General features: G+C 59.8%; 17 protein-coding genes. 11 read left to right on the top strand and 6 right to left on the bottom strand.

Annotated elements, in window-relative coordinates; translation table 11 throughout:
- Positions 1–14: 14 nt before the first annotated feature.
- Positions 15–1,667 (bottom strand): multidrug ABC transporter permease/ATP-binding protein, encoded by a 1,653-nt coding sequence (locus tag GF111_RS17650; protein ID WP_080491083.1) that lies wholly within the window; start codon positions 1,665–1,667, stop codon positions 15–17.
- Positions 1,668–1,845: 178 nt separating this feature from the next.
- On the opposite strand from GF111_RS17650, the gene GF111_RS17645 reads away from it, so the two are divergent.
- The 3 genes from GF111_RS17645 (at position 1,846) to lldD (ending at position 5,857) form a co-directional block, all read left to right on the top strand.
- Positions 1,846–2,766, top strand: coding sequence for a LysR family transcriptional regulator (locus GF111_RS17645; protein ID WP_055313387.1), 921 nt, complete (start codon positions 1,846–1,848; stop codon positions 2,764–2,766).
- Between the two features lie 325 nt (positions 2,767–3,091).
- A complete protein-coding gene (locus tag GF111_RS17640; RefSeq protein WP_162420190.1) occupies positions 3,092–4,675 on the top strand; it encodes an L-lactate permease in 1,584 nt (527 codons plus the stop codon).
- Between the two features lie 42 nt (positions 4,676–4,717).
- On the top strand, positions 4,718–5,857 hold the full coding sequence (gene lldD / locus GF111_RS17635; protein WP_047729956.1) for an FMN-dependent L-lactate dehydrogenase LldD: 1,140 nt from the start codon (positions 4,718–4,720) through the stop codon (positions 5,855–5,857).
- 1 nt (position 5,858) lies between these two features.
- On the opposite strand, the gene GF111_RS17630 is transcribed toward lldD, so the two are convergent.
- Positions 5,859–6,668: a MoaF C-terminal domain-containing protein gene (locus GF111_RS17630; RefSeq protein WP_047729955.1), complete on the bottom strand. Its 810-nt coding sequence runs from the start codon at positions 6,666–6,668 to the stop codon at positions 5,859–5,861.
- Positions 6,669–6,704: 36 nt separating this feature from the next.
- Positions 6,705–7,970, bottom strand: a complete 1,266-nt coding sequence (locus GF111_RS17625) for an MFS transporter (RefSeq protein ID WP_047729954.1) — start codon at positions 7,968–7,970, stop codon at positions 6,705–6,707.
- A gap of 654 nt (positions 7,971–8,624) precedes the next feature.
- Here GF111_RS17625 and GF111_RS17620 point away from each other — a divergent pair.
- The gene (locus tag GF111_RS17620; protein WP_048234779.1) at positions 8,625–9,056 is read left to right on the top strand and encodes a VOC family protein; all 432 of its coding nucleotides are present in this window, start codon (positions 8,625–8,627) and stop codon (positions 9,054–9,056) included.
- A 6-nt stretch (positions 9,057–9,062) separates the two neighbouring features.
- Here the strand turns inward: GF111_RS17620 and GF111_RS17615 are convergent, their stop codons facing one another.
- Positions 9,063–10,607, bottom strand: a complete 1,545-nt coding sequence (locus tag GF111_RS17615) for a BCCT family transporter (protein WP_049193869.1) — start codon at positions 10,605–10,607, stop codon at positions 9,063–9,065.
- 158 nt (positions 10,608–10,765) lie between these two features.
- Between GF111_RS17615 and betI the strand changes: the two genes are divergently transcribed.
- Positions 10,766–11,362, top strand: a complete 597-nt coding sequence (gene betI / locus GF111_RS17610; protein WP_047729952.1) for a transcriptional regulator BetI — start codon at positions 10,766–10,768, stop codon at positions 11,360–11,362.
- A gap of 9 nt (positions 11,363–11,371) precedes the next feature.
- Here betI and GF111_RS17605 read toward each other — a convergent pair whose 3' ends face one another.
- Entirely contained in the window at positions 11,372–13,141 is a 1,770-nt protein-coding gene (locus GF111_RS17605) for an ABC transporter ATP-binding protein/permease (protein ID WP_147191493.1), read from the bottom strand.
- A gap of 181 nt (positions 13,142–13,322) precedes the next feature.
- On the opposite strand from GF111_RS17605, the gene GF111_RS17600 reads away from it, so the two are divergent.
- Complete coding sequence (locus GF111_RS17600; RefSeq protein WP_060434870.1) at positions 13,323–14,180, top strand: GyrI-like domain-containing protein; 858 nt, start codon at positions 13,323–13,325, stop codon at positions 14,178–14,180.
- Positions 14,181–14,214: 34 nt separating this feature from the next.
- Here the strand turns inward: GF111_RS17600 and actS are convergent, their stop codons facing one another.
- A complete protein-coding gene (gene actS / locus GF111_RS17595) occupies positions 14,215–14,970 on the bottom strand; it encodes an amidase activator ActS (protein ID WP_048234629.1) in 756 nt (251 codons plus the stop codon).
- A 149-nt stretch (positions 14,971–15,119) separates the two neighbouring features.
- Here actS and GF111_RS17590 point away from each other — a divergent pair, with 149 nt between their 5' ends.
- The 5 genes from GF111_RS17590 to GF111_RS17570 all read left to right on the top strand — a co-directional run bounded on the left by GF111_RS17590 (position 15,120) and on the right by GF111_RS17570 (position 18,718).
- Positions 15,120–15,689, top strand: a complete 570-nt coding sequence (locus GF111_RS17590) for an HdeD family acid-resistance protein (RefSeq protein WP_033644791.1) — start codon at positions 15,120–15,122, stop codon at positions 15,687–15,689.
- Positions 15,690–15,824: 135 nt separating this feature from the next.
- On the top strand, positions 15,825–16,163 hold the full coding sequence (locus tag GF111_RS17585) for a hypothetical protein (protein ID WP_049194795.1): 339 nt from the start codon (positions 15,825–15,827) through the stop codon (positions 16,161–16,163).
- Positions 16,164–16,431: 268 nt separating this feature from the next.
- A complete protein-coding gene (locus GF111_RS17580) occupies positions 16,432–17,046 on the top strand; it encodes a 2OG-Fe dioxygenase family protein (RefSeq protein WP_224217742.1) in 615 nt (204 codons plus the stop codon).
- Positions 17,043–18,275 carry a cysteine desulfurase-like protein gene (locus GF111_RS17575; RefSeq protein ID WP_055313490.1) on the top strand — a complete coding sequence of 411 codons (1,233 nt, stop codon included), beginning with the start codon at positions 17,043–17,045 and terminating at the stop codon, positions 18,273–18,275. The genes GF111_RS17580 and GF111_RS17575 overlap by 4 nt, the downstream gene beginning before the upstream one ends.
- A gap of 95 nt (positions 18,276–18,370) precedes the next feature.
- A complete protein-coding gene (locus tag GF111_RS17570) occupies positions 18,371–18,718 on the top strand; it encodes a hypothetical protein (protein ID WP_224217741.1) in 348 nt (115 codons plus the stop codon).
- Positions 18,719–18,838: the final 120 nt, after the last annotated feature.

Below are 18,838 nucleotides of genomic sequence, written 5' to 3'. Positions count from 1 at the left end.
CGGGCCGGCGTGAATTAACCGATTCTGCTGACGGAATCCCGGCTGGCGTGTTCACGCTCGCTGCCGATCAGCTCACGCAGGTGACCTGAGCGCATCTCCAGCAACCGATCGGCGTGTTCGAAGTAGTGATCGTCATGGCTGATGGCAAACACCGTTTTGCCCAGCGCGCGCAATTCAGGCAACAGCTCGCGATAGAAAATCCGCCGGAACTGCGGATCCTGATCTGCGGCCCATTCATCCAACAGCAGGATATCGCGCTGCTCTGCCACCGCCAACAGCAGAGCCAGGCGTTTACGCTGCCCCTGCGACAGCTGCGGGTTGGTCACCCTGGTGCCGTCGAACTGCAGTTTGCTTTTCATATTCAACCGCTCAAGCCAGCCGGCGACCAATTCCGCATCGGGTTCACCGCCTTCCGGCCCTTGCAAGCGATCGAACTGATGAAAATCGGTGAAAATCGCCGAAAACAGCCGACGGTAGTCCGGCATATCCGCCGCGGTCTGTGCGACGCCATCCAGAACGATGTGCCCGCTCACCGGTTGGTACAACCCGGTCAACAACATCGCCAGCGTTGACTTGCCACTGCCGTTGCCGCCGATCAGAAAGACCAACTCACCACGGCGCAGCGTCAGATTGAGCGGCCCGACGGCAAAACCGGGCTGCTGTTCGGTATCCGCATAGTGAAAAACCACGTCGCGTAGCTCCAGCGTCTGCCAGGAACGGCTGACGGCGGCAGGAAACGCCGCTTGATACTCGGCCAGGCGCAGCGTCTTCAGCTTGTTAAAGGCCACTTCGGCGCTGACCAGCGTCGGAAACGCCCCGACCGCCTGCAGTAATGGCGTGCGCAAGAACAGCAGCGTCAGTGAATAGGTAGCGGCCACCGCCGAGTCCGCCCATCCCAGACTGTTGGCCATAAAGAACACCAGCCCAATCGCGCCTAACATCATGATATTTGACCAGTTGAGCGCGCTCAAATGGAAGGTGTCGGCGCGAATGATATGGTAGCGATAAGCTTGCGCATCGGGCTGATAGGCCTGTTCGTACAGCGCCTGCGCCCGCTTGCGGTTCAACGTCAGCTCCTTACGACCGTCAATCACCGACTCATAACGATGATAGAGACGCTCCTCCGACTCACGCAAACTGGCCATATGACGATAAACCCGTGACACCAGGCAGCCGCTGCCCACGACGGTCACCGCCACCCAGACTGCCGTGACCGCCAGCATTTTCGGTGATAGCCACCCCAGATAGGCCGCCGCCCCCAGGGTTAAAATCACCCCTTGAACCAGTTCAGGCAAGCGCACGAAGGCGACGGTAATATTGCGAATATCGCTGGACAGGCTGGCCAACAATGAGGCGCTGCCCAATTGTTCAAGGCGTTCAATATCGGTATCCAAAATGCGCTTCACCAGCTGCCCACGCAGGCGATAGACGAAGTAATGGCCCAATGTCGTCAGCGCCAATTGCGAGCCCAGCGTGACCGCCATCAGCAATGCCAGCAGGGCGAGAAACATCGGCAGCACGGCCAGTGCATTGCCGCCGGCCTCCATCAAGTATTGATTGATAAATGCAATGATACCGATGCCTAAACCGGCGCTGGCCAGGGTCAGCGCCATGACAGCCAGAAATGGCCAACGGTACTGGTGATAAACCACCCGTAGCAGTTCCATGAAAAAACCTCTGAAGTCGCGATCTGGCAGGCATTGTAAGCGGCGTGAGAATGAGATCAAGACGAATTCTCATTGTTCACGCGACCCCCGATTGCGGCGCCAATGGCACTTTGATGATTGCTTATTGAAACGAGAGACTTACACTGACGCCTCTTTCCGCTGAAGGGAACAGCCGATTATGCTCGCCACTCACGAATACGCCAACGACCTGATTCTGTTCGCCCTGATTGTCGACTGCGGCTCGTTCAGCAAGGCCGCGGAGAGCGCCGGCATCACCAGCTCGGTGGTCAGTAAACGCATCGGGCGGCTGGAAAAATCGCTGGGTGCCCGGCTGTTGTACCGCACCACCCGCAGCCTGACACTGACCGAAAGCGGCCAGGCGCTCTACCAGCAGGCCAAAGAGATCGGCGCCAAAGTGCAGGCGGCGCTGTATGCCGTCAGCGAAAAGAGCGAAGAATTGACCGGCGCCATTCGCATGTCGGTGCCGACCATCTCGGGCGAGCTGCTGCTGAGCGAGAGCGTGGCGGAATTTTGCGCTCTGCACCCCAACCTGAAGGTCGAGATGCGGCTGGAAAACCGCTTCGTCGATTTGGTGGAAGAAGGCATCGATCTGGCGATCCGCACCGGCACCATGCCGGATTCGAGCCTGATTGCCCGGCCGATCTTCGATTCCCGCTGGGTGATCGTCTGCTCGCCGGGCTATCTGGAAAGCCACCCGGAACCGCGCAGCGCCGAAGATCTGCTCGGCCACAACTGCCTGACCTACACCTACCAAGAGAGTGGCACCGCCAACTGGCTGATGAAGCGGCCGGGACGCAACGAAATCTACGAGCTGCAGGTTAACGGCAACCTGTCGGCCAACAATGCGCGGGCGATCCGCAAAGCGGTGATCGGCGGCCACGGTATCGCCATGGTGCCGCGCTGCATGGTGTATGAGGATTTGCAGGACGGCAAACTGACGGAGATCCTGGCCGGCCACTGCGGCAAAGTATTGGGCATTTACGCCGTCTATCCTTACACCCGCAATCTGCCGTTAAAAACCCGTCTGCTGATCGAACATATCATCGGTTCCTACCAAAATATCAGCCATTATTTTTGAGTTCCCCCGCTCTGATTATTTCCCCGCGGCCGTAAAAAGCCGCGGGGATTACCGCATTTTTGGACATAATCTATTGAACATTCCCGCCTAATTAATGTGAGCTCGCGCATTCATCACACAAAAAAAGCCTCTTATCAATATGATTTTTAAGCAGTTAATTTAGTCCCTCCTATCGACCATTTTCCCACCGCCGGCGCTGGTCGCCGATGTTAAAAAATTACCGCATGGCATCGTCGCCAACGTTGTGATTAGAATGAAAATGTTGCGGCAATTAACCTTTCAGCTACATATCTCTGCCCATAAAAATAATAACCCTGAGGATCTTATGCCCCTGCTTTTCAGTATTGCGCCCATCGTCCTGCTGATTTGGATGATGACCAAAAGGAATGGCGTGCCCTCTTACCTCGCCCTGCCGCTGACGGCCGCCGTGGTGTATGCCGTACAGCTCCTGTGGTTCGATGCCTCGCTGCGGCTGCTGCATGCCAATATCATCACCGCGCTGGTGTCGACGCTGACGCCGATCACCATCATCGCCGGCGCCATCCTGCTCAACAAACTGATGCAGGTAAGCGGCGCGGAAAACGCGGTGCGCCGCTGGCTGGAAACCATCAGCCCCAATCCCGTGGCCCAGCTGATGATTATCGGCTGGGCCTTCGCCTTTATGATTGAGGGCGCCAGCGGCTTTGGCACACCGGCCGCCATCGCCGCGCCGATTCTGGTCGGGCTGGGCTTCAACCCGCTGCGCGTCGCCCTGTTGACGCTGGTGATGAACTCGGTACCGGTTTCCTTCGGCGCCGTGGGTACCCCCACCTGGTTCGGCTTTGCCAACCTCGGCCTGTCGGACGCCAGCCTGCTGGAAATTGGCCGGCAGACCGCGCTGATCCACTTTGTCGCCGGCTTCGTCATTCCTCTGCTGGCGCTGCGCTTTATCGTTTCCTGGCAGGATATCCGCCGCAACCTGCCGTTTATCCTGCTCAGCGTGCTGAGCTGTACCGTGCCCTATCTGCTGCTGGCTCAGGTGAACTATGAATTCCCGGCGCTGGTCGGCGGCGCGATCGGCCTGGCGCTCTCGGTGCTGTTGGCGCGCGGCGGCATCGGCCTCACCCGCAGCGACAAATCGCAGAGCGCCGGTCAGGCGGTGCCGTTCTTACAGGTGGTCAAGGCCATGACCCCGACCCTGCTGCTGATTGCCATTCTGATAGTGACGCGCGTCCATCAGCTGGGCCTGAAGGCGCTGCTCAACAACACCGCGCTGCAGTGGCAGGAAAATCTCGGCTGGCTCGGAGAGCTGCGCATCAGCCGGGCGCTGATCGTCGAACTGCAGCAGGTGCTGGGCACCTCCGCCGCCGCCGGCTACAAAACGCTGTATGTCCCGGCGCTGATCCCGTTCCTGCTGGTGGTGCTGCTGTGTATTCCTCTGTTCCGTCTGAATGGCGGCCAGGTGCGGCAAATGTTCAGCGAAACCGGCGGGCGCATCGCGCGGCCCTTTATCGCGCTGTTCGGCGCGCTGGTGATGGTCAACCTGATGATGCAAGGCGGCGACAACGCGCCGGTGATCCTGATCGGTAAAGCGCTGGCGGCGCTGACCGGCGAGAGCTGGCTGCTGTTCTCGTCGTTCCTCGGCGCGCTGGGCTCGTTCTTCTCCGGTTCCAATACCGTCTCGAACCTGACCTTCGGCGGCATTCAGCAGTCGATCGCCCAGAGCAGCGGCCTTGACGTCAATCTGACGCTGGCCTTGCAGTCCGTCGGCGGCGCGATGGGCAACATGGTGTGCCTGAACAACATTATCGCCGTCTGTTCGATCCTCGGGATCGGCAACGCCGAAGGCAAAATCATCAGAAAGACCGTGCTGCCGATGCTGGCGTACGGCGGGATTGCGGCCGGCATGGCAGCGCTCCTCACGCTCTGACTGAACACTCGTTATCGCAAGCAAGACAAGAAGGTAAACACTATGATCATCTCCGCGTCAACCGACTACCGGGCCGCCGCCCAGGCCAAACTGCCACCGTTTCTGTTTCACTACATCGACGGCGGGGCCTACGCGGAGCATACGCTGAAGCGCAATACCGCAGATCTGGCCGATATTGCCTTGCGCCAGCGCGTGCTGCGCAATATGTCCGAACTCAGCCTGCAGACCACGCTGTTCGGCGAGCAGCTGACGATGCCGGTGGCGCTGGGGCCGGTGGGGTTGACCGGCATGTACGCCCGCCGCGGCGAAGTGCAGGCCGCGCGCGCCGCGGCTAAAAAAGGCATTCCGTTCACGCTGTCCACCGTGTCGGTCTGCCCGATCGAAGAGGTGGCGCCGGCGATCGATCGGCCGATGTGGTTCCAGCTTTACGTGCTGAAAGATCGCGGCTTTATGCGCAATGCGCTGGAGCGCGCCAAGGCCGCCGGCGTGAAAACGCTGGTGTTTACCGTCGACATGCCGGTGCCGGGCGCCCGTTACCGCGACGCCCACTCGGGGATGAGCGGCCCTAACGCCGCGCTGCGCCGCGTGCTGCAGGCGTTTGCCCATCCGCAGTGGGCCTGGGATGTCGGCCTGCTCGGCAAGCCGCACGATCTGGGCAACGTCTCGGCCTACCGCGGCAAACCCACCAGCCTGGAAGACTACATCGGCTGGCTGGGCGCCAACTTCGATCCGTCGATTTCCTGGAAAGATCTGGAGTGGATCCGCGAATTCTGGGACGGCCCGATGATCATCAAAGGCATTCTGGATCCGGAGGACGCCAAAGACGCGGTGCGCTTCGGCGCCGACGGCATCATCGTCTCCAACCACGGCGGCCGCCAGCTGGACGGCGTGCTGTCGACCGCGCGCGCCATGCCGGCGATCGCCGACGCGGTGAAAGGCGACATCACCCTGTTGGCCGACTCCGGCATCCGCAGCGGCCTGGACGTGGTGCGCATGATCGCCCTGGGGGCCGACAGCGTGCTGCTGGGGCGCGCCTTCGTCTATGCGCTGGCGGCGGCCGGCGAAGCCGGGGTGGCTAACTTGCTGGATCTGATCGACAAGGAAATGCGCGTCGCCATGACGCTCACCGGCGCGAAAACCATTGCGGAGATCAACGCCGGATCGCTGGTCAGAAACGCCTGAATCAAAGCGGCTGCACGCCTTCCGGGTAGGCGTTGTAGCTCATCTTGCTGATGAAGGCCCCGGCCGGTGACACCAACACCCGGCCGGCGGCGTCCAGCCCGAGGAAAGTGCCGGTGCAGCGCCCGGAAATAAAGTCGAAGAAGAACACCGAGCACACCGGGATAATCTTTTCCCGGAAGGTGAACAGGAACATCTCGTCCTCAAACTTGTAGTAGGTGGCATAGTCCATATCGCCGTGGCCGAATTGCTCGCCGCGCAGGTTTTGCCAGGCATAGCGCTCGGTGTTGACGTAGAAGTGTTCGTAATAGTGATTGGGACTGTAGACATTCAGCGTACGATAGCCGATCAGCTCGCGGGTCAGATGCGGCGCGACGCCACTCGGCGTGACGCCGACAATCCGGCCGACGTGGAAGCTTTGCTTGAGGCGCGAGCCCTTTTCCACCGTCTGTTCCGGCAACAGCGTGCTGCGCACCAGCAGCGCCCGGCCGCTGTCACGATTGAGTACCAGCGTCAGGCACTCGTTTCCCGGCGACTGCAGCGGAATATTGAAGAAATAGCGTGCGGCGGAGGTTTGCACCTCTTCGTAAGCGTCCTCACCGCTCTCCCCTCCCCAGGCCCACAGCACCCGTTGCCGATCGGCACTGAAACGCAGCGTGATTTCCCCGTCGTTGTCAAAGGCGATCTGCAGCGTTTTGCCCCGCCACTCCTGGGTGCCCGGCAGGCGGTTAGTGTCGATACCGCGCGCGAAATCGTCGTAATTCTTCCAGTCCGGCTCGGCATTTTGATTCAGTACGGATTGTTCTGCTGACATCTTCGTTCTCCTTGATCGAATGGGATGAAAACCGCCTCAAACGTCGGCGACGCTCGCCGGTTTCACCGCTCTGCGGCTCACCACCGCGGGAGCAGTTTCATCGAGAAAACAACTCAGTACGCCTGCGCACACGGCGCCGGCGGCCGCCAGCCACATCACGCTGACCAGCCCGTAGCGATCGGCGATCAGCCCGGCGATAAACGGCGCCAGACAGCCGCCAATCACCTCACCAATCCCCATCACCAGCCCCAACGCGGTCGCGATGCGGGCCGGCGATACCGTTTCCGACGGGATGGTGGCCATAAACAGCGTGAAGCAGCCAAGGCCGGTATAAGACAGGAACACCAGCACGCCCAGCAGCCACGGGTTATCGACGTAGCTCAGGAACAGCGGGCAGCACACCGCCAGCAGCGAAAAGAAGATCAGCGTCGGCTTGCGGCCGAGGCGATCGGAAATCGCCGGCACCGCCACACCCCAGAACACCCAGGCGGCGCCGATGGCGCTCATGATGCCGCCCATCGTGCCTTCGCCGAAGCCGCGGTCGGTCACCAAAAAGTTGGGGGTGAAGGTAATGATGATCATGAACCAGGTGACGAACACGCAGGAAATCAGAATGCACAGCGCCACATTCTTGATTTTAAACAGCTCGCCGTAAGCGGCTTTGTTCGCCGCCTTGCCGGCCGCCGGCGCGGCGCTGAAAGCGGGATCCTTCTTGCCGTTCACATAGCGATAGATCAGCCACGCCAGAATGATGCCCGGCACGGCGGTCAGATGAAACGCCATGCTCCAGCCCCATTTCTGCGCCAGATAGATGATCAACGGCGGCGCGATAATGCCGCCCAGCAGCCCCGGCGCCGCCCCCTGGATCAGCCCCATGTTGAAACCACGGCGCTGCGGCTGCGATTTTTCCACCATCAGCGATTGCGCGATCGGCAGCACCGGCCCTTCGGCGATCCCCATCAGCGCGCGGAAGATCAATAACATGGCAAAGCCGCTGACTAGCCCCGACAGCGCGGAGAACAGCGAAAACACCAGGATCGACAGGATCAGCATCGGTTTACGGATATTGAAGCGATCGGCAATCGCCCCCAGCCCCGCCCCGGACAGCGCCCAGGTCAATGCCAGCACCGCCGACAGCGTGCCAAGATGCACATTGCTCAGTTTCAAATCGGCGGCGATCATCGGAAACAGGAAAGAGATAGTCAGGCGATCGACGAACACGCAGCCGAACACGAAGAATAAAATAATCAGCAATCGGTTCTCTTCGCTCAATCGCGAGCGCTGCCCTGGCGAATTATTCATAGCGTCATTGGTCCATAAGTTAACTTATGAATGGCGAGCGGCCATGGCATAAGTCGATTAAGCGCGCGGCCAAGAGAAACATTGGCCATCGGTCACGATAACAACTCATTAACATGTTAACGATATAAACTTATCTCAAGTAACGGGCATGTCAAACGGCCGTTGAAAACGACGACGGGGTGGCAAATCAGGTATTTTTCACAGAGCACGAATGACATGAAAATAAATCAACATTATGTTTTTACTGATTTAAATAAAATTATCCTGCACTTTTTACTTTTATCGAAAAAACCAAAATGCCGTGATTTATAAACGGGTTAATAAATAAAAGTTAATCTTCCCTTATAAATGGACGGTATTTCCCTTTTCATCGGCCGCATTGCCCCACCCGCTTTATTATTTGAATCCGTTTGCTTTATAGCGGTTATGGCGCGAACAATTAACTCCATTGTGTTAATCAATAATCACGTCATGACATTATCAATGCTGAATAATAATAAAAGCGTAGGCCGTGACAGGAATCACAAACAGAACGCCCTTTAACGCCCTGTGAGCGGGTTATTACCGGCGCGGCTAGCTTATGCCAACTCGATCCAACCCCGGATGGAAAAACGGCGGCATGATAAGCGGCAGGTAACCAGCAAGGAGATGAACATGACGACAGCACTGACAAAAGCCGGTTTCTGGCGCAAAACCGCCGACTCTTCATCGCTGCGTGAGCCACGCGTGCTGATTCGGGTCTACGTTGGCGAAGGCGAAATCGATCGCACCATCGCGTTTTACGAGCAGCTGCACGGCGTAACAGCGGACATGCGCTTCGATTTTCCCGAGCATCGGCTGGTATTGGCGGCGGTGGGGCCATTTCTGATCCTGGAGGGGGCGGAAGAGCAGTTGCGCCCTTTCCGCAGCACCGTCGGCACGCTACTGGTCGATGACATTTATCCCTATCACCAGCGGCTGCTGGCCGCCGGAGCAGAGATTTTCTTCGGCCCGGTGGAGGTGCCCACCGGCGCCTGTTTCAATGCGCGCCTGCCGGACGGCACGACTGTCGAGTACGTGCATCACCGGCCGCGTGCAGACGAATAAACCACCTCAGGGCAGCACCGGCTTCATGGCGTAACGGCACAGATCCTTGCGCAGGCTGACCATGTACAGCACGATCACCGCCGAGAACGGCAGGCCGCACAGCACCACCGCCGTCTGCATCGCGCTGAAACTGCCGGCATACAGCAGGCCGGCGCATACCAGCGTAGTCACCGCCGCCCAGAATACCCGCAGCCAGGCCGGCGCGTCATCATGGGCGGAACCGCCCTGGCAGGAGAGGTTCGCTATCATCAGCGTGCCTGAATCGACCGGCGTCAGGAACAGCACGAAGCTTATCACCACCACAAAGCCGGCGGTCAGCTGGGTATAGGGCAAGTATTCGAACAGCTTGAACACCGCCATCGGCGGATCGCTTTGCGCCACCTGCCCCAGGATCGCCTGCCCGCCTTCCAGCACCAGGCTGATGGCGGTATTGCCGAAGATGGACAGCCAGGCCAGCGTGAAGCCCAGCGGGATCAGCAGCACGCCGAAAATCAGTTCGCGAATGCTGCGCCCTTTGGAAATGCGCGCGATGAACAGCCCGACGAACGGCGCCCACGCCACCCACCAGGCCCAGTAGAACAGCGTCCAGGCGCCCTGCCACTGGCGCGCCTTGCCGTACAGATACATATCGAAGCTGCGGCTGACCAGCGAGGTCAGATAATCACCGAGGTTTTGCAACATGCCGTTCAGCAGATTCAGCGTCGGCCCGGCCAGAAACACGAACAGCAGCAGCAGGCACAGGAAGCCAACGTTGATGTTCGACAGCATGGCGATGCCCTTCTCGACGCCGGTGACCGCCGCCAGCGTGGCCACCACCATCATCACCACGATCAGGGCCAGCAGCACGCCGGTGCTTTGCGGAATATCGAACAGATAAAACAGCCCCGAGTTCACCAGCAGCGCGCCGATCCCCAGGTTGGTTACCATCGAGATCACCGTCACCAGAATGCCGAAACTGTCCACCAGATGACCGACGCCGCCGTGGATGCGTTCACCGAAGATCGGGTATAACGCAGAGCGCAGCGCCAGCGGCAGGCCGCGGCAATAGGCGAAATAGGCCAGCGCGGTGGCGATCAGCGCATACAGCGCCCAGCCGTGCAGCCCCCAGTGCAAAAAGGTCAGCGCCATCGCCTGTCGCGCCGCCTGCACGGTGCCGCCGCTGCCTTCCGGTGGCGACAGGAAGTGATCCAGCGGTTCATAAGCGCCGTAGTACACCAGCGCAATGCCGATGCCCGACGAGAACAGCATCGCCACCCACGAGGGATAGCTGAACTGCGGCGGTTCGTCATCCTGGCTGAGGCGAATATGGCCGAAGCGCGACAGCGCCAGCCAGAAGACGAATGCCATACAGGCGACCATCAACAGCATGTAGTACCAACCGAACACGTCGGCGACCCAGCTTTGCGCGGCGTTCAGCCACAGTTTGCTGGCGGCGGGAAACAGCACGACCAGCGATCCCAGCAGCAGGATCACCGCCGCCGAGCCGAAAAATACCGGAGCATTCAATCTGACAGGTTCTTCGTCAAGCGATGGAGGAGTTTTTGTTGTCATTGGCAGGCTTCCATGGTGCGAAAGACAGACGATTTCAATGCAACTTTCAGTTAACATTTTATCGTCATTTATTTGACATTTTTGCAGCATATAGAGTATTGATTGACCGTTCAATCAATCAAATCCAAAGTGTGATTGGCCTATCAGTTGGGGAAAATATGTACCGCAGAGATATTCCGGAGCAGCGTAAGGAGCAGCTGATTAACGCCGCCTTCGAGACCATTAACGTCGTCGGGCTGGCCGGCGTCACCCTGTCTCAGGTGGCGAAAGAAGCCGGGCTGTCGACCGGCATCGTCAGCCACTATTTTGGCGATAAAGAGGGGTTGCTGAGCGCCACCATGCGCAAAATCCTGCGCGATCTGCGCGACGCGGTGGCCGAATGCCGCGCGCAGGCGGCGAGCGACAGCCAGTCACAGCTGTTCGCCATTATCCAGGGCAACTTCCACCCCAGCCAAACCAACGCCGTGTCCATGCGCGCCTGGCTCGATTTCTGGGCCGCCAGCATGCACCAGCCGGTGCTGCGCCGCCTGCAGCGCGCCAACGATCGGCGACTCTATTCCAACATTTGCTGCCAGTTCCGCCGCGAGCTGCCGCTGCGGCAGGCGCGTGATGCCGCGCGCGGGCTGGCGGCAATGATCGATGGGCTCTGGCTGCGCGGCAGCCTGGCCGGCGACGAGACAGACCTGAAGCAGGACTGCCGCATCGCCTGCGACTACGTTGCACGGCGACTCAATGCCGCGCAGCCGCTGGGGTAAACGCCCTCGTCAGCGCGATTCCTGCTCTTCGCTGTACTGGGTTTGCCACATCGCGGCGTAGCGGCCGTTCGCGGCCAGCAGCGCCTCGTGCCCCCCACGCTCGACGATCTCCCCCGCCTCCAGCACGATGATCTCATCGGCCTCCACCACGGTGGAGAGCCGATGGGCGATCACCAGCGTGGTGTGGTTGCGGCTCACCTCGCGCAGGTGCCCCTGGATTTCGCGTTCGGTCTGGGTATCCAGCGCGCTGGTCGCCTCGTCGAACACCAGGATGGCCGGATTTTTCAGAATGGTGCGTGCGATCGCCACCCGCTGCTTTTCACCGCCCGACAGCTTCAGCCCGCGCTCGCCCACCCGGGTGTCGTAACCGTCGGGCAGACCGACGATAAAATCATGGATATGCGCCAGCCGCGCCGCCCGTTCGATTTCTTCATCGCTGGAGCCGGTTTTGCCGTAGCCGATGTTGTAGCGCAGCGTATCGTTGAACAGCACCGTATCCTGCGGCACGATGCCGATCGCCTGCCGCAGGCTGGCCTGGGTCAGTTGGCGAATATCCTGGCCGTCGAGGGTAATGGCACCGCTCTGCACATCGTAGAAGCGAAACAGCAGGCGCGACAGCGTGGACTTGCCCGCGCCGGAGGCGCCGACCACCGCCACCGTGTAGCCCGCCGGAATGGTAAAACTCACCTGTTTGAGGATCGGCCGGCGCGTGTCGTAACCGAAGCTGACCGCATCGAACCGCACTTCGCCGCGATCGAGGCGCAGCGGCTGGGCATCCGGGCTATCGACGATTTCACGCTTTTCCTGCAGCAGATCGAACATGTTCTCCATGTCGATCAGCGCCTGGCGCACCTCGGAATAAATAAAGCCGAAGAAGTTCAGCGGCTGATACAGCTGCAGCAGGTAGGCGTTGACCAGCACGAAGTCGCCGACCGTCATCGTCCCCTGCGTAATGCCCTGCGCCGCCATGGCCATCATCACGATCAGCCCGATCGAAATAATGGCGGTTTGCCCCAGGTTGATCGCCGTAAAACTGAATTGGTTCTTGATGGCGGCGTATTCGTACAGCCGGCGCGACAGGTCGAAACGCTCGGCCTCGAACTCTTCATTGCCGAAGTACTTCACGGTCTCATAGTTCAGCAGGCTGTCGATGGATTTGCTGTTGGCGTCGGCGTTGGCCTTGTTGAGCTCGCGGCGAAAGCGGGTGCGCCAGCTGACCGCCAGCACGGTAAACAGGATGTAGCAGCCGACCGTCGTCAGGATCGCCAGCGCGAACCAACCGTTCAGCATATGCCACATGATCGCCGTGACCAGCGTCAGCTCGAACAGGATCGGCACGATGGAGAACAGCAGCCGCGACAGCACCGTGGACACCGCCTGGGTGCCGCGCTCGATGGACAACGACAGCCCGCCGGTCTGGCGCTCCAGATGGAAGCGCAGGCTCAGCGCATGCAGCTGGCGAAACACCCGCACGCCCAGCAGGCGCGTGGCGTTCTGGCTGACGTGGATAAACATCACGTTGCGCAGCTCCTCAAACAGCGCGCCGCCCACCCGCGCCACGCCGTAGGCGACGATCAGCCCCAGCGGCACCGCCAGCATTTTCGCCGTCTCGCCGCTCAGCGCATCGACCATCGCTTTGTAGGCCAGCGGCACCAGCGTGGTGGTGACCTTGGCCGCCACCATGAACACGAAGGCCACCACCAGATACCTCCGCAGGCGCGGGTTGTCTTTCGGCCACAGGTAGGGCAGCAGGAATTTCAGCAAACGGGAACGATCCATCATGTAATATTCATCTTCTCGGTCGGGATCGCGGCACACGGCCGCGCGGGGGTTATGAGTTTGGCCTGGCCGGCGGCAAACGCCGCAGCCATCCCGTTGTCCTGCGGCGGCAACTCAGCATCATCCGTCAGGAGAAGCGGCGGCGGCTCGGGCAAAGTTCAGGCATGGAGGAGACAATCACATGACCCAGACGTATGCAAAGCGCTTTGCGCAGGTCTTTGACTATATCGACCGCCACCTGGACGAGGCGCTCACCGTCGAAAAACTGAGCGAAGTGGCCCACTTTTCGCGCTTTCACTTTCAACGCCAGTTTAGCGCGTATTGCGGCATCTCGGTGTGGCGTTATATCCAGTGGATGAGGCTCAAACGCGCCTCGTACCGCCTGGCGTATAACCCGCTGGAGCCGGTGATTGACATCGCGCTGGACACCGGTTTTCAAAACCCGGAGTCCTTCAGCCGCGCCTTCAAACAGGCGTTCAGCCAAACGCCAAGCCAGTTTCGCAAACGGCCGGCCTGGATCGATTGGCAGCAGCGCTTTCCCGAGCCGAAACACAAAAGGAAACACCCCATGAAGGTAGACATTGTCGACTTCCCGGCCACGCCGGTGGCGATGATCGAACATCGCGGCCCGTCCGCGCTGGTCAACGAAACCGCCGCGCGCTTTATCGAGTGGCGCAAAACCAGCGGCCTGTCGCCGGTCAGAAGCAGCCGTACTTTCGGCATCGCACCGCACGATCCGGCCACCACCGAAGCGCAGGACTTCCGCTTCTTCATCTGCGGCGAGGTTACTGCGCCGATCCCCGAGGACAACGCCTTCGGCGTGGTGAACAGCACGCTGCCGGCCGGGCGCTGCGCGCTGCTGCGCCATCACGGCTCACTGGATGGGCTCTCGGAAAGTGCCCATTATCTGTACCGCGAGTGGTTGCCGGCCAGCGGCGAGGAGCTGCGCGATTTTCCGCTCTATTTCCACTACCACAACTTCGTGCACGAAGTGGCGGAATATGAACTGGTGACCGATCTTTACCTGCCGCTGAAGTAACTGACATCTGGCTCCGCAAGGAGCCAGATTGACGTTAACAGGACGGCGACGAACCTTGCGGCGGCAGATAGCGCTGCGGATCGAGCGCGGTAGCGCGGTAGCGGATCTGGAAGTGCAGGAACACCGAATCGGTGCCGGTGCTGCCCATGGTGCCGATCTTCTGCCCCGCCTTCACATCCTGGCCGTTGCGCACCAGCGTGGTGTCGTTGTGCGCATAGGCGGTAATAAAGTCTTCGCCGTGCTTAATCATGATCAGGTTGCCGTAGCCGCGCAGCTGGTTGCCGACGTACACCACTTTGCCCTTGGCGGAAGCGTAGATCGGCTGGCCGCGTTTGCCGGCGATGTCGATGCCCTTGTTGCCACCATCTGAATTGGAGTAGGCCTGCACGATCCGGCCGCTGGTCGGCCAACGCCAACAGCGGGCAGCGCCCGGCGGCGGCGTTTGTTTGGCGATCGCGGCGGAAGAAGAAGAGGTTTTACGGCGCGTGGCGGCGGTTTTGGTCGGTGCGCTGCCGCTCAGCCGCAGTTTCTGCCCCACTTCCAGGCTATAAGGCGGGCGTATCTTGTTGATTCTGGCCAGATCGCTGACTTCGCTGTCGGTGATCCAGGCAATGTAGTACAGCGTATCGCCCCGTTTGACGGTGTAGGACTTGCCGGTGTAGCTGCCCTTCGGCAGTTTGTCGTAGTCGCGGTTGTAGGTGTTTTTACCCGAACATCCGGCCAACAACAGCCCCAATGTCAGACACACCGCGATGCGGCGCCACCCAGCCCATTTGCTTCCTGTGCTCAAGTCCAGTCCTCAGTCGTCGTTTCGGTTCTGATACGCGTCAGCCGCACAGTGTAACATTTGCGCCGGGTCAGTCAAAAACCCCCAGACGGTCTATGCTAAACAGGTAAGGATGACTGATTAATTACCCAACGACGATATGGAGTACTGTCATGTTGAACCTCGACCGCAATAATCTGCCCCTCCTGAGCGAAGAACTGCTCAAAAAGCAACGCACCACCCTGCTGATCATCGCCTTCCTGCTGCTGGCGGGCGGGATACTGTGCCTGGTCAATCCTTTCGCCTCCGGCGCAGCGCTGAGCATCGTGGTCGGCATCCTGCTGCTGTTGAGCGGCGCCGGGCTGATTATCGCCATGATCGCTAACCGGGCGCAGAATACCTGGCCGATGATCGGCGGCATTTTGCTGGGCGTGGCCTACCTGATTATCGGCTATGTGTTCATCACCAGCCCGCTGGCGGGCATTCTGGCGCTGGCGGTGTACCTCGCCGTGCTGTTCGCGCTCGGCGGCATCGCGCGCCTGGCGGCGGGCTACATGCGCCGCGGGCTGCCGGGCAACTGGCTGCAGTTCGTTATCGGCGTGCTCGATTTGATCATCGCCTGGATGCTGATCGGCTCAGGCCCGGCGGCATCGGTCACGCTGGTGACGGCCATCGTCGGCATCGAGATGCTGGTCAGCTCCTTTGCGCTGTTCCAGGCGGCGAATCTGTTTAAACGCGCCTGACGCTCCCGGCCCGCCACCGCGGGCCTCATCGCTTTCGTTGTTTCCAGACAAAACAAGGCGATACCCCCTCTGCTTGTCCGTGGTTATCTTCATCGGTAAGTGCCAATATAGGCGCAGACAAGGGAGCTGAAACCGATGACAACCCATTCCAACCCGTTGAACTCGCGGGAAGTCTGCCTGCAATTACGCCACTTCAATCAGGTAATCGGGCAACAATGCCGCAATATGGCGCGCCAAAAAACCACCTGCCCATGCTGCCTGACGGACATTGCCACCGGCTGCGACGCCGGTATCAAACTGTGCGGGCAACAGTTAGCCAAACCCAGCCCGCAAACCCCGTTATTCCAGCAGATTCGCAACTTGCTGCTCGATCTGCGCGCCGAAGCGAAAGGGGTTCGCCGAATCGAGACGCTTAATCGCACCAACAACGAAATATCCTGGCTGTTGCGCGAGCTGTATTTCGAGACGTTCTGAACATAAGGGCCGCGCGCCCATCGCTTAACGTCAATCGGCGCGGCTATCATCCGCGCCGAATCATGGCGACACCATTCTCATCTCCCCCTTATTCTCCCCCTTTTAGCGCGGGCGTTCATCCAGCTTTACGACCGCCGTCACACCTCGCCACCACCAAATTGCGTTGGTTATAGAGTCGTCTACAATTCAATCGAATTACCCCCTACAACATCAGAAATTATTATTATTAGAGGTGATTATGTTACAGAAACACGAAAACGTAATAAGTATGACTGTACTAAGCCCACAAGCCACCCAACAACTGATGCCTTCGTTTTCCTCCTTGCCCCACACGCAACACGCCGACGGCAAATATCGCCTGCGCCGTTATTCGGTCGTCAAATACCTCAACCCCAACGTCGCCGAAGTGGGGCCGCGCACCTTCATGCAGTCCGATCAGATCAACCACTTCCAGGGCAACGTGGTGCGCCGCTTCGAGCCTATCGACAGCGCCGTGCTGCAGAGCGCCGGCATGGCGGAGATGTGCAACCTGTTTGCCGAAAATAACGAACTGCCGGAGGGTGCCGAGATAGAGATCCACCAAATGCGCGTGGTCGCCATCCAGAAAGATACGCTGGTGGCGCCGGAAGGCATTCACCAGGACGGTTTCGACCATATCGCCATGATCGCCATTCACCGGCACAACATCGTCGGCGGTGAAATCATGCTGTACGACGACAGCCACCACGATCCCTTCTTTAAAAAAGCGCTGGCGGACGGTGAAGCCGTGCTGCTGGCAGACAGCAAACTGTGGCACAACGCCACGCCGATCAACGCCGTAAGCCCGAAAGAAGAAGGCTATCTGGATCTCTTCGTCCTCACTGCGCGGGGAGAGAAAGCATGACCTTTACGCCCGAGCTCGCCCGACGCCAGTTCAGCGCCCTGTCCCAGCACATCGACGGCAAACCGGCGATCTTTTTCGACGGCCCCGGCGGCGCACAGGTTTCACGGGGCGTGCTGGAAAAAATGACGGACTACCTGGGGAAATACAACGCCAACCTGGGCGGCCACTACTTCTCCAGCCGGGTCACCGGCGAGGTGATGGGCCAGGCGCGAGAATCGGTGCGCGCCTTGTTAAATGCGCCTTCGCCCGACAACATCGTTTTCGGCATGAATATGACCACGCTGACTTTCCATCTCAGCCGCATCATCAGCCGCGACTGGCAGGCCGGCGATGAGGTCATCGTCACCGCGCTCGATCACTACGCCAACGTCTCCAGCTGGCAGCAAGCCGCCGCAGACCAAGGGGCCGTGGTGCATCAGATACCGCTGGAGGGCGCCGACTGCGCATTGGACGCCGCAAAGGTGTGTGAGCGCATCAACGCCAATACCCGCCTGGTGGCGGTCAGCTACGCTTCCAACGTCACCGGCAGCATCGTCGATATCAAAACCATCGTCGAAGCTGCGCATCGGGTCGGCGCGCAGGTGTATGTCGACGCCGTGCACTATGCACCGCACAACCTGATTGACGTGCAGGCGCTGGGCTGTGATTTCCTGGTGTGCTCCGCCTACAAGTTCTTTGGCCCGCACGTCGGCATGGCCTATATCGCGCCGCAGTGGCTGCAACGCCTGCGGCCGTACAAAGTCGAGCCGGCCACCGATGTCGGCCCCGGCCGTTTCGAGACCGGCACGCAAAGCTTCGAGGCGCTGGCCGGCGTTGCGGCAGCGATCGACTATCTGGCGCAGTGGGGGACGCCGGGCGCGCCGTTAAGGCAGCGTTTGCAGGAGAGTTTCGCCGCCTACCACCGGCATGAAGAGGCGCTGTGCCGCCACTTTTTGCAACGGCTGCAGCAACTCGACGGCGTGCGGCTCTACGGCCATTCACAGGCGGACAGCACGCGCCGCACGCCAACCTTCGCCCTGACCTTCAGCGGCCAGACGCCTGACGCGATCGCCCGCCGCCTGGGGCAGCACAACATCTGCGCCGGCAGCGGGCATTTCTATGCGCTGGGCCTGATCCAGCAACTGGGGTTGCAGGACGGCGGCGTGCTGCGCATCGGCATGATGCACTACAATACCCTGGGCGAAATAGACACGCTGTTTAAGGTGATCGCCGAAGATATCCTCAGTTAACTCGCCACATCGGCCCGCTCACCTTATTGAGCGGGCCATCGCGGCACGCTGGGGGTAGAATCAAGGAGATTTTATTTTAGAAATGGATTTTTACTTTGCGAAAATATGCAGTTATCACCGCCGCATTGATGATGTCTTCCTGTGCCACGCCGGAGAAATGGGAAGCGCAAACGGCAACCCCAACGCCCCTTGAAGCGGCCAGAACCCACTGCCGGCAAGAAGCCGAACAGCGCTATCCCGTGAACCTGTCTTTGCACGCCAGCTCGCCGACCTTCTCCTCCATGACGATCAACGGCACGGAGATCCCCAACGCCGGTGGCGGCGCTTTCCCCTCGGACAGCAATGAAATGCGCAGAACAGAATTCGTTAATGCCTGCATGAAATTGGAAGGATGGGAAAATAAAAATAAGGTGACCGGACTATTGGCATTTTTATTTAACTAACGGCAACACGGAATAACTCGAAATTACCGCACTCAGGCAGCGGTAATTCCGCCCTATTGACCGGCACCGACAGCCTGACTATTTTGCTACGATATAACAGGTTACACCTCTCCTCCATTC

Origin of the sequence: Serratia sp. HRI (genome assembly GCF_010119335.3) — a bacterium.
Taxonomy (GTDB): Bacteria; Pseudomonadota; Gammaproteobacteria; order Enterobacterales; family Enterobacteriaceae; genus Serratia; species Serratia nevei.
Note: the sequence above shows the minus strand (reverse complement) of the source record. Positions and strands in the feature narration are given on the sequence as shown.

Excerpts from the sequence above, each read along its gene's own strand:
- GF111_RS17650 (WP_080491083.1), bottom strand. The coding sequence starts at position 1,667 with ATGGAACTGCTACGGGTGGTTTATCACCAGTACCGTTGGCCATTTCTG.
- GF111_RS17645 (WP_055313387.1), top strand. The coding sequence starts at position 1,846 with ATGCTCGCCACTCACGAATACGCCAACGACCTGATTCTGTTCGCCCTG.
- GF111_RS17640 (WP_162420190.1), top strand. The coding sequence starts at position 3,092 with ATGCCCCTGCTTTTCAGTATTGCGCCCATCGTCCTGCTGATTTGGATG.
- lldD (WP_047729956.1), top strand. The coding sequence starts at position 4,718 with ATGATCATCTCCGCGTCAACCGACTACCGGGCCGCCGCCCAGGCCAAA.
- GF111_RS17630 (WP_047729955.1), bottom strand. The coding sequence starts at position 6,668 with ATGTCAGCAGAACAATCCGTACTGAATCAAAATGCCGAGCCGGACTGG.
- GF111_RS17625 (WP_047729954.1), bottom strand. The coding sequence starts at position 7,970 with ATGAATAATTCGCCAGGGCAGCGCTCGCGATTGAGCGAAGAGAACCGA.
- GF111_RS17620 (WP_048234779.1), top strand. The coding sequence starts at position 8,625 with ATGACGACAGCACTGACAAAAGCCGGTTTCTGGCGCAAAACCGCCGAC.
- GF111_RS17615 (WP_049193869.1), bottom strand. The coding sequence starts at position 10,607 with ATGACAACAAAAACTCCTCCATCGCTTGACGAAGAACCTGTCAGATTG.
- betI (WP_047729952.1), top strand. The coding sequence starts at position 10,766 with ATGTACCGCAGAGATATTCCGGAGCAGCGTAAGGAGCAGCTGATTAAC.
- GF111_RS17605 (WP_147191493.1), bottom strand. The coding sequence starts at position 13,141 with ATGGATCGTTCCCGTTTGCTGAAATTCCTGCTGCCCTACCTGTGGCCG.
- GF111_RS17600 (WP_060434870.1), top strand. The coding sequence starts at position 13,323 with ATGACCCAGACGTATGCAAAGCGCTTTGCGCAGGTCTTTGACTATATC.
- GF111_RS17590 (WP_033644791.1), top strand. The coding sequence starts at position 15,120 with ATGTTGAACCTCGACCGCAATAATCTGCCCCTCCTGAGCGAAGAACTG.
- GF111_RS17585 (WP_049194795.1), top strand. The coding sequence starts at position 15,825 with ATGACAACCCATTCCAACCCGTTGAACTCGCGGGAAGTCTGCCTGCAA.
- GF111_RS17580 (WP_224217742.1), top strand. The coding sequence starts at position 16,432 with ATGACTGTACTAAGCCCACAAGCCACCCAACAACTGATGCCTTCGTTT.
- GF111_RS17575 (WP_055313490.1), top strand. The coding sequence starts at position 17,043 with ATGACCTTTACGCCCGAGCTCGCCCGACGCCAGTTCAGCGCCCTGTCC.